An 8,711-nucleotide genomic window follows, 5' to 3' on the forward strand; every position below is an offset into this window, starting at 1 on the left:
GATCCAGGACGACAACGATGAAGATGACCTCAAGTCTGCTGAAAGCCGGTGTGCTGGGCATATCCCTGCTGGCGACCAGCGTCATGGCTGCGGTTTCCGCCGATGAGGCGGCCAAGCTCGGTACCACGCTCACGCCGATGGGCGCGGAGAAGGCCGGTAACGCCGATGGCTCGATTGGCCCTTGGGAGCCGCTGTCCAAGACCGCCGGCAGTGTCGATGCCAGGGGCTTCCTGTCCGACCCGTACGGCAGCGAAAAGCCACTGTTCACCATCACCGCCGCGAACGCCGACCAGTACAAGGACAAGCTGGCCCCTGGCCAACTGGCGATGCTCAAGCGCTATCCGGATACCTACAAGCTGCCGGTGTACAAGACCCACCGCGGCGCCACCGTGCCGGATGCCGTGTACGCCGACATCAAGTCCAACGCCACCCAGACCACCCTGGTCGAAGGCGGCAACGGTCTGAACAACTTCCGCGGCGCGATCCCGTTCCCGATTCCCAAGAGCGGTGTCGAGGTGATCTGGAACCACATCACCCGTTATCGCGGTGGCAGTGTGTCGCGTCTGGTCACCCAGGCCACGCCGCAGCAGAACGGTTCCTATAGCCTGGTGTATTTCAACGACCAGTTCGTGTTCCGCGACAAGATGAAGGACTACGACCCGAACAACCCGGGCAACGTGCTGTTCTACTTCAAGCAGGAAGTGACTGCGCCGGCGCGTCTGGCCGGGACCGTGCTGCTGGTGCACGAGACCCTCGATCAGGTCAAGGAACCGCGCAAGGCCTGGATCTACAATGCCGGCCAGCGCCGTGTGCGCCAGGCGCCGCAGGTTTCCTACGACGGCCCGGGTACCGCCGCAGACGGCCTGCGCACCTCCGACAACCTGGACATGTACAACGGCGCGCCGGACCGCTACGACTGGAAGCTCGAAGGCAAGAAGGAGATGTATATCGCCTCCAACGCCTACAAGCTCGACGATCCGAAGCTCAAGTACGCCGACATCATCAAGGCCGGCCACATCAACCAGGACCTGGCCCGCTACGAGCTGCGCCGAGTGTGGCATGTGGTCGCGACCCTGAAGCCAGGCCAGCGCCACATCTACGCCAAGCGTGACTTCTACATCGACGAAGATACCTGGCAGGCTGCGGTGATCGACCAGTACGACGGGCGCAACCAGCTGTGGCGCGTGTCCGAGGCGCATGCCCAGCCGTACTACAACAACCAGGTGCCTTGGTACACCCTCGAAGCGATCTATGACCTGCAGTCGGGCCGTTACCTGGCACTGGGCATGAAGAACGAGGAGAAAAAATCCTACGACTTCAGCTTCAGCGCCAACAAGGCTGACTTCCAGCCTGCGGCCCTGCGTCAGAGTGGCGTGCGTTAAGCGTTCAAAAACCAACTCCGTGTCATCTCCCAGAACGCCCCGGCTTGCCGGGGCGTTTCTGTTTCGGTCGGTTCATCAGGCTGACCTCGGTCAACCCCGCTAAGCTTGAATCTTCCAGAATCAGCCTTATCTATTGGTCATCTCAGGCAGGTTCTTCATTACAGGTGCTGTCCATCGCTCCGCCTGCCCTTTAAAGGAAGGTATCCCCATGCGAATAGACCGACTGACAAGCAAGCTGCAACTGGCATTATCCGATTCCCAATCCCTGGCCGTTGGCATGGACCATCCGGCCATCGAGCCAGTGCATCTGCTGCAGGCACTGATCGAGCAGCAGGGCGGTTCGATCAAGCCCCTGCTGATGCAGGTAGGCTTCGACATCAGCAGCCTGCGCAAGGCGCTGACCAAAGAGCTCGACCAGCTGCCGAAAATCCAGAACCCCACGGGCGATGTGAACATGTCCCAGGATCTGGCGCGCCTGCTCAACCAGGCTGACCGCCTGGCCCAGCAGAAGGGCGACCAGTTCATTTCCAGCGAGCTGGTGCTGCTCGCCGCCATGGACGAGAACAGCAAGGTTGGCAAGCTGCTGCTTGGCCAGGGCGTGAGCAAGAAGGCTCTGGAAAACGCCATCAACAACCTGCGCGGCGGCGAGGCGGTCAATGATGCCAACGCCGAGGAATCGCGCCAGGCGCTGGACAAGTACACCGTCGACCTGACCAAGCGTGCCGAAGAAGGCAAGCTCGACCCGGTGATCGGCCGTGACGACGAAATTCGCCGCACCGTGCAGGTACTGCAGCGCCGCACCAAGAACAACCCCGTGCTGATCGGCGAGCCCGGCGTCGGCAAGACCGCCATCGCCGAAGGCCTGGCCCAGCGCATCATCAATGGTGAAGTGCCCGATGGCCTCAAGGGCAAGCGCCTGCTCGCCCTGGACATGGGTGCGCTGATCGCTGGCGCCAAGTATCGCGGCGAGTTCGAAGAGCGCCTCAAAGGCCTGCTCAACGAGCTGTCCAAGCAGGAAGGCCAGATCATCCTGTTCATCGACGAGCTGCACACCATGGTCGGCGCCGGCAAGGGCGAGGGCGCGATGGACGCCGGCAACATGCTCAAGCCGGCCCTGGCCCGTGGCGAGCTGCACTGCGTTGGCGCCACCACGCTCAACGAGTACCGCCAGTTCATCGAGAAGGACGCAGCGCTCGAGCGGCGTTTCCAGAAGGTGCTGGTCGAGGAGCCGAGCGAGGAAGACACCATTGCCATCCTTCGCGGCCTGAAAGAGCGTTATGAAGTGCACCACAAGGTGGCCATCACCGACGGTGCGATCATCGCTGCGGCCAAGCTCAGCCACCGCTACATCACCGACCGCCAGTTGCCGGACAAGGCCATCGACCTGATCGACGAGGCCGCCAGCCGCATCCGCATGGAAATCGACTCCAAGCCAGAGGTGCTCGACCGTCTTGACCGTCGCCTGATCCAACTGAAGGTGGAGTCCCAGGCTCTGAAGAAGGAAGAGGACGAAGCGGCGAAGAAGCGCCTGGAAAAACTCACCGAGGAAATCGAGCGCCTTGAGCGCGAATATTCCGATCTCGAGGAAATCTGGGCATCGGAAAAGGCCGAGGTACAGGGCTCGGCGCAGATCCAGCAAAAGATCGAACAGGCTCGCCAGGAACTCGAGGCCGCCCGCCGCAAAGGCGACCTGAGTCGCATGGCCGAGTTGCAGTACGGGGTGATCCCCGACCTGGAGCGCAGCCTGCAGATGGTCGATCAGCACGGCAAGACCGAGAACCAGTTGCTGCGCAACAAGGTCACCGAGGAAGAGATCGCCGAGGTCGTCTCCAAGTGGACCGGCATCCCGGTGTCGAAGATGCTCGAAGGCGAGCGCGAGAAGCTGCTGAAGATGGAAGGCCTGCTGCACGAGCGGGTGATCGGTCAGGACGAGGCGGTCACTGCCGTGGCCAACGCCGTGCGCCGGTCGCGTGCCGGGTTGTCCGACCCGAATCGCCCGAGCGGCTCGTTCCTGTTCCTCGGCCCGACCGGCGTGGGCAAGACCGAGCTGTGCAAGGCGCTCGCCGAATTCCTCTTCGACACCGAGGAGGCCATGGTGCGCATCGACATGTCCGAGTTCATGGAGAAGCACTCCGTCGCTCGCCTGATCGGTGCACCGCCAGGCTATGTGGGTTATGAGGAGGGCGGCTACCTGACCGAGGCGGTGCGTCGCAAGCCCTACTCGGTGGTATTGCTCGACGAGGTGGAGAAGGCGCACCCGGATGTGTTCAACGTGCTCCTGCAGGTACTGGAGGATGGCCGCCTGACCGACAGCCACGGGCGTACCGTTGATTTCCGCAACACGGTCATCGTCATGACCTCCAACCTGGGTTCGGCGCAGATTCAGGAACTGGTCGGCGACCGTGAGGCGCAACGTGCGGCGGTGATGGATGCGGTGGGTTCGCACTTCCGTCCGGAGTTCATCAACCGGATCGACGAAGTGGTGGTGTTCGAGCCGCTGGGCCGCGAGCAGATCGCCGGTATCACCGAGATCCAGCTGGGCCGCTTGCGTGGTCGTCTGGCCGAGCGCGAGCTGTCGCTGAGCCTGAGCCCGGAAGCCCTCGACAAGCTGATTGCCGTTGGCTACGACCCGGTGTATGGCGCACGGCCGCTCAAGCGTGCGATCCAGCGCTGGATCGAGAACCCGCTGGCGCAACTTATCCTCGGTGGCCAGTTCGTGCCGGGTGCGGCGATCACGGCGAAGGTGGAAGGCGACGAGATCGTCTTTGCCTGAGGGGGTTGCCATCGCGGGCTTGCCCCGCGATGGCACCTGCCCAGATCCCGCAAACCCCTGATTTTTCGGCGTTGGATCTAACTCGCTGAAAATTTTGAAAAAAATGCTTGCACAAAAAAACGAGTGCCCCTAATATTCGCCCCGCTGTCAGGCACTACGCAGATCACCGGCGGTAAAGATGATCTGAAAACAACTTACAAATCAGTAAGTTGGGTAAAAAAAAGTGGTTGACAAGCAAAACGAAGAATGTAGAATAGCCGACCTCAGCAGCGACAACGCTAAAGAGATTGAAGCTAACACAAGCTTCGAAGCTGTAAGAGTTGTACGAAGTTCAGTTCCGCGATAGCTCAGTCGGTAGAGCAAATGACTGTTAATCATTGGGTCCCTGGTTCGAGTCCAGGTCGCGGAGCCAATTTCGGGGTGTAGCGCAGTCCGGTAGCGCGCCTGCTTTGGGAGCAGGATGTCAGGAGTTCGAATCCCCTCACCCCGACCATTTCCGGGTCGTTAGCTCAGTTGGTAGAGCAGTTGGCTTTTAACCAATTGGTCGTAGGTTCGAATCCTACACGACCCACCATGTAAAAAGGGCATCTCGAATGAGATGCCCTTTTTCTTTTGTCTCGAGAAAATCATTTCGTAACTCGCGGCTGTTTTCCTGGGTAGCAACTGTCCTGTGCAAAAGCTGAAGGCCAGCCACAATCTCTGTGGCAGCGCCGACTTGGCGCGCGAGGGGCTGCTGGATATCCTCCCAGCGATTATCATTCGACCAGCCTGCTGCCGCGTTCATTCTCGGCACCATCGAGCACAGCGGCATCGGTTTGCCCCGTGCCGTGCAAAGGGTCAGTGCTGCGAGGGTTGCATGACCGTGGCGATATCCACGTCGGTGCGGCAGGTATGGCGAGAAGCGAAGAGGGTGTACTGATGGCAGGCAGGTTGATTTACCTGATCGGGCCGTCCGGATCCGGCAAGGACAGCCTGCTGGACGCCGCCCGCGAACAACTGACAGCGCGTGGCTGTCGCATTGCCCGGCGGGTCATCACCCGGTCTGCCGAAGCGATGGGCGAAGCCGCCCTGGCGGTGAGCGCCGCACAGTTCGAGCAGATGCGCGGGGACGGCGCCTTTGCCCTGCACTGGCAGGCCAATGGCCTGCATTACGGCATTCCACGGGTCATCGACCAGTGGCTGGGGGAAGGGCACGACGTGCTGGTGAACGGCTCGCGTGGCTACCTGAACACGGCGCGGCAGCGTTATCCGAATTTGCAGGTGGTACTGCTCAGTGTCGAACAGGACATCCTGCGCCAGCGCCTGCTGGCGCGGGGACGTGAGTCGCAGGAGGAAGTGGAGGCGCGCCTGGCGCGTAATGCCCGCTTTGCCAGCGAAGCGCGCGAGGCCGACCCCGGCTTGCTGGTGCTCGACAACTCCGGGCCACTGGCCGACACCGTCTCGCGTCTGCTCGCGCACCTTGAGCGGCCATGCAACTGACCCTGCCTGGCCTCTGCCCTGCCGATCACGCCAGAGCTTGCGGCACCTGCGCGGCGACGTGCTCGCAAAAAGGGCCGCAAAGCGGCCCTCGTGATCTCAGCTGATCAGTGCAGCTTCAGGCGCGGCTCGGTGCCGCGGCCGATCTTGCTGCCGATCATCAACATCGCCGTGCGGAACACCCCATACAGCGCCATCTGGTGCATGCGGTACAGCGACACATAGAACATCCGCGCCAGCCAACCCTCCAGCATCACGCTGCCGGTCAGGTTGCCCATCAGGTTGCCCACCGCCGAGAAGCGCGACAGCGACACCAGCGAGCCGTAGTCCTTGTACGCGTAGGTTGGCAACGGCTTGTTCTCCAGCCGCGCCTTCAGGCTTTTGGCCAGCATCGAAGCCTGCTGGTGCGCCGCCTGCGCCCGTGGCGGCACATTGCGGTCGCTGCCTGGTTGAGGGCAGGCGGCGCAGTCGCCGAAGGCGAAGATGTCGTCATCCCGCGTGGTCTGCAGCGTAGGACGTACCACCAACTGGTTGATCCGGTTGGTCTCCAGGCCGTCGATATCCTTGAGGAAGCCTGGCGCACGAATACCTGCCGCCCACACCTTCAGGCTCGCCTGGATCACTTCGCCAGTCGCGGTTTTCAGGCCTTCCTCGGTCACTTCGCTGACCGCAGCGTTGGTCATCACCGTCACCCCGAGTTTCTCCAGGGTCTTGTGCACCGGCACGCTGATGCGCTCCGGCAGCGCTGGCAGCACGCGCGGGCCAGCCTCGATCAGGGTGATGTGCATGTCCTTGGGCTGGATGCGGTCCAGGCCGTAGGCCGCCAGCTCGTGGGCTGCGTTGTGCAGCTCCGCCGCCAGTTCCACACCGGTCGCACCGGCGCCGACGATGGCCACGCTGATCTGCTCGCTGGCCTGATCGCCCGCGTGGGCGCGCAGGTAGTGGTTGAGCAGTTGCTGGTGGAAGCGCTCGGCCTGCTTGCGGCTGTCGAGGAACAGGCAGTGCTGCGCCGCGCCCAGGGTGCCGAAGTCGTTGGTGTTGCTGCCTACGGCGATCACCAGCGTGTCGTAGCCCAGGGTGCGCGCCGGCAGCAGCTCGCGGCCTTCTTCGTCGAGGGTCGCGGCCAGCTGGATCTGCTTGCCTTCACGGTCCAGGCCGCTCATGCGCCCCAGCTGGAAGTTGAAGTGGTTCCACTTGGCCTGGGCCACGTAGTTCAGCTCGTCTTCCGAGGAGTTCAGCGAACCGGCAGCCACTTCGTGCAGCAGCGGTTTCCAGATGTGCGTCAGGTTGGCGTCGACCAGAGTGATCTCGGCGCGCTTGCGCTTGCCGAGGCTCTTACCCAGGCGGGTCGCCAGTTCCACGCCGCCGGCGCCGCCGCCGACAATCACGATGCGATGAGTCATGGGGATATCTCACAAGTTTTACGGAATTCCTGGACACAAGGTCCGGCCGCTGCGTGCGAGAGAGGAGGGCGAGCGCGAGGCAGCTCATAGCACCAGTCCACTCAGCAAGCGGCTCAACAGGCCCAGACCAATGGTCACGATCACCACCAGGGCAAGGAGCAGCCAGGGCCTGAAAGGCTTGCGCTCGACTTGATGCTGGGGGGCTCGCAGATACTCATCGACGCGACGCTGATCTTCCGGATTCAGGCGGCTGGTCATGGTGGGCCTCGTGGGTAGACGCTTGGGATGACGAGAACGCTACAACCTTTCCTGCAGCGTTATCGCAAGCACGTGAAACAAATGATAATACCTTTCATCTCCGCCGCCGAGTGTACGCCATCGCAAAGACACCCGGCACGCGATCAAAGACTGATACCGACATCGAACAGAATGCTGCGCCCCAGGTTGCCACGCAGGAAATCCGGCGCGTCCGGGTGGGCGAACAGCACCCGGGCGAAGGTCGGCCCCACCAGCGACAACGAGCGCCAGCCCTGGCGCAGGTATTCGGTGGGCGGTGGGAAATGGCTGTTGAGGTCGAGCACCTCGCGCTTGAGGCTGGCGAAGGCGATGATGTCCAGCTCGCCCAAGTCCAGCCCGCGCTCGCGGTAGTTGTGCGCCTTCTTGCGCAGGGTCGGGGCCAGGCGCGCGAGCAGCTCCTGCGCGCTGATTCGCCGGGGGCGCGCCTCGCGGCGCACCAGTTGGGCCAGGGAGAAGGCACTGCGCCGACGCTGCAGCTCCTCGCGCCATTCGTCGTTGAGCCGACGCCCTTCGTCGAGTACGAAGAACACCTCGAACGCCGCATCGCGAAACAGCACGTCGGGCGGCTCCTGCCCGGCCGGGGTGAAGTCCTCGCTGCGGTAGGGAATGTTCAACCCTTGCAGCAGGCGCTGGCAGACCCAACGCTCACGCTCCCATTTGCGGGCATTGGACAGGAACGCGTTGGCTTGTTCGGCCTGGATGGTAAGCAGGCGCAGGTAGTCTGAGTCATCCATGGGAACAAGCTTAGCCTGCAATTGTGAAGGATAAGGGCTTGTTTGTTCGTGGGAATCGTCATCAGGGAATGGGTGTAGACTCGAAAGCATCCGACATGCACGTGAGGTCGCGGTGATCAGCGCACAGGTCCTGTCCTCCACCAGCCTCACACTTGGCTGGCTGGCCTACGTTCCCCTGTTGATCTGGGCGGCCAGCCGCACCCGCTGGGTCGAGCTGTTCAGCGACCCGCGCCGCCAGCACCTGCTGTTCGGCACCGTGTTCGGCCTGTTCGCGCTGTGGCTGGTGCGGCGCGATTTCGACACCGGCGTGTCCTACCACTTCATCGGCATGACCGCCGTGACCCTCCTGCTGGATTGGCCGCTGGCCATACTCGGCGGCTTTCTCGCCCAGCTCGGCCTGCTCGCCCTCGGCCGCCAGGACCTGGCAGCGCTGGGCGTGAACGGCCTGTTGATCATCGGCTTGCCGGTGCTGGTCACCGAGGTGTGCGCGATCCTGGTCGAACGCGCCCAGCCGCGTAACCTGTTCGTCTATATCTTCTGTTCGGGATTCTTCGCTGCCGCCCTGGCGACCTTGTTGTGCCTGATGGCCGCGCTGGGTGTGCTATGGCTGGACGGGCTGTTCGCCATGCCCGAGTGGCTCAGCGAT

The 8,711-nt window shown here is 62.7% G+C and carries 8 protein-coding genes and 3 tRNA genes; 7 read left to right on the top strand and 4 right to left on the bottom strand.

Features of this window, described 5'->3' with window-relative positions; genetic code table 11:
* The first annotated feature begins 17 nt into the window (after window positions 1-17).
* The 5 genes from VA602_RS13845 (at window position 18) to VA602_RS13865 (ending at window position 4,729) form a co-directional block, all read left to right on the top strand.
* Entirely contained in the window at window positions 18-1,382 is a 1,365-nt protein-coding gene (locus tag VA602_RS13845) for a DUF1329 domain-containing protein (protein WP_323453470.1), read from the top strand.
* Between the two features lie 208 nt (window positions 1,383-1,590).
* Window positions 1,591-4,155 (top strand): ATP-dependent chaperone ClpB, encoded by a 2,565-nt coding sequence (gene clpB / locus VA602_RS13850; RefSeq protein WP_054895234.1) that lies wholly within the window; start codon window positions 1,591-1,593, stop codon window positions 4,153-4,155.
* Between the two features lie 336 nt (window positions 4,156-4,491).
* Window positions 4,492-4,567, top strand: a tRNA-Asn gene (locus VA602_RS13855).
* A 4-nt stretch (window positions 4,568-4,571) separates the two neighbouring features.
* Window positions 4,572-4,648, top strand: a tRNA-Pro gene (locus tag VA602_RS13860).
* A 5-nt stretch (window positions 4,649-4,653) separates the two neighbouring features.
* A tRNA-Lys gene (locus VA602_RS13865) sits at window positions 4,654-4,729 on the top strand.
* On the opposite strand, the gene VA602_RS13870 is transcribed toward VA602_RS13865, so the two are convergent.
* Complete coding sequence (locus VA602_RS13870) at window positions 4,715-4,939, bottom strand: hypothetical protein (RefSeq protein WP_323453471.1); 225 nt, start codon at window positions 4,937-4,939, stop codon at window positions 4,715-4,717. The genes VA602_RS13865 and VA602_RS13870 overlap by 15 nt on opposite strands.
* A 134-nt stretch (window positions 4,940-5,073) precedes the next feature.
* Between VA602_RS13870 and phnN the strand changes: the two genes are divergently transcribed.
* A complete protein-coding gene (gene phnN / locus VA602_RS13875) occupies window positions 5,074-5,634 on the top strand; it encodes a phosphonate metabolism protein/1,5-bisphosphokinase (PRPP-forming) PhnN (protein WP_151925822.1) in 561 nt (186 codons plus the stop codon).
* A 104-nt stretch (window positions 5,635-5,738) separates the two neighbouring features.
* Here the strand turns inward: phnN and VA602_RS13880 are convergent, their stop codons facing one another.
* The 3 genes from VA602_RS13880 to VA602_RS13890 form a co-directional block, all read right to left on the bottom strand.
* A complete protein-coding gene (locus VA602_RS13880) occupies window positions 5,739-7,034 on the bottom strand; it encodes an NAD(P)/FAD-dependent oxidoreductase (RefSeq protein ID WP_054895236.1) in 1,296 nt (431 codons plus the stop codon).
* A gap of 84 nt (window positions 7,035-7,118) precedes the next feature.
* Window positions 7,119-7,292 carry a DUF3094 family protein gene (locus tag VA602_RS13885; RefSeq protein ID WP_054895237.1) on the bottom strand — a complete coding sequence of 58 codons (174 nt, stop codon included), beginning with the start codon at window positions 7,290-7,292 and terminating at the stop codon, window positions 7,119-7,121.
* A gap of 143 nt (window positions 7,293-7,435) precedes the next feature.
* Window positions 7,436-8,065 (bottom strand): DUF1780 domain-containing protein, encoded by a 630-nt coding sequence (locus VA602_RS13890; protein ID WP_054895238.1) that lies wholly within the window; start codon window positions 8,063-8,065, stop codon window positions 7,436-7,438.
* Window positions 8,066-8,177: 112 nt separating this feature from the next.
* On the opposite strand from VA602_RS13890, the gene VA602_RS13895 reads away from it, so the two are divergent.
* The coding region (locus VA602_RS13895) for an energy-coupling factor ABC transporter permease (RefSeq protein ID WP_323453472.1) at window positions 8,178-8,711 on the top strand (534 nt) is incomplete at its 3' end.

Origin of the sequence: Pseudomonas machongensis, from assembly GCF_034961125.1 — a bacterium.
Lineage (GTDB): Bacteria > Pseudomonadota > Gammaproteobacteria > Pseudomonadales > Pseudomonadaceae > Aquipseudomonas > Aquipseudomonas machongensis.

Coding starts and splice junctions, on each gene's coding strand:
- VA602_RS13845 (WP_323453470.1), top strand. CDS start 18: ATGAAGATGACCTCAAGTCTGCTGAAAGCCGGTGTGCTGGGCATATCC.
- clpB (WP_054895234.1), top strand. CDS start 1,591: ATGCGAATAGACCGACTGACAAGCAAGCTGCAACTGGCATTATCCGAT.
- VA602_RS13870 (WP_323453471.1), bottom strand. CDS start 4,939: ATGAACGCGGCAGCAGGCTGGTCGAATGATAATCGCTGGGAGGATATC.
- phnN (WP_151925822.1), top strand. CDS start 5,074: ATGGCAGGCAGGTTGATTTACCTGATCGGGCCGTCCGGATCCGGCAAG.
- VA602_RS13880 (WP_054895236.1), bottom strand. CDS start 7,034: ATGACTCATCGCATCGTGATTGTCGGCGGCGGCGCCGGCGGCGTGGAA.
- VA602_RS13885 (WP_054895237.1), bottom strand. CDS start 7,292: ATGACCAGCCGCCTGAATCCGGAAGATCAGCGTCGCGTCGATGAGTAT.
- VA602_RS13890 (WP_054895238.1), bottom strand. CDS start 8,065: ATGGATGACTCAGACTACCTGCGCCTGCTTACCATCCAGGCCGAACAA.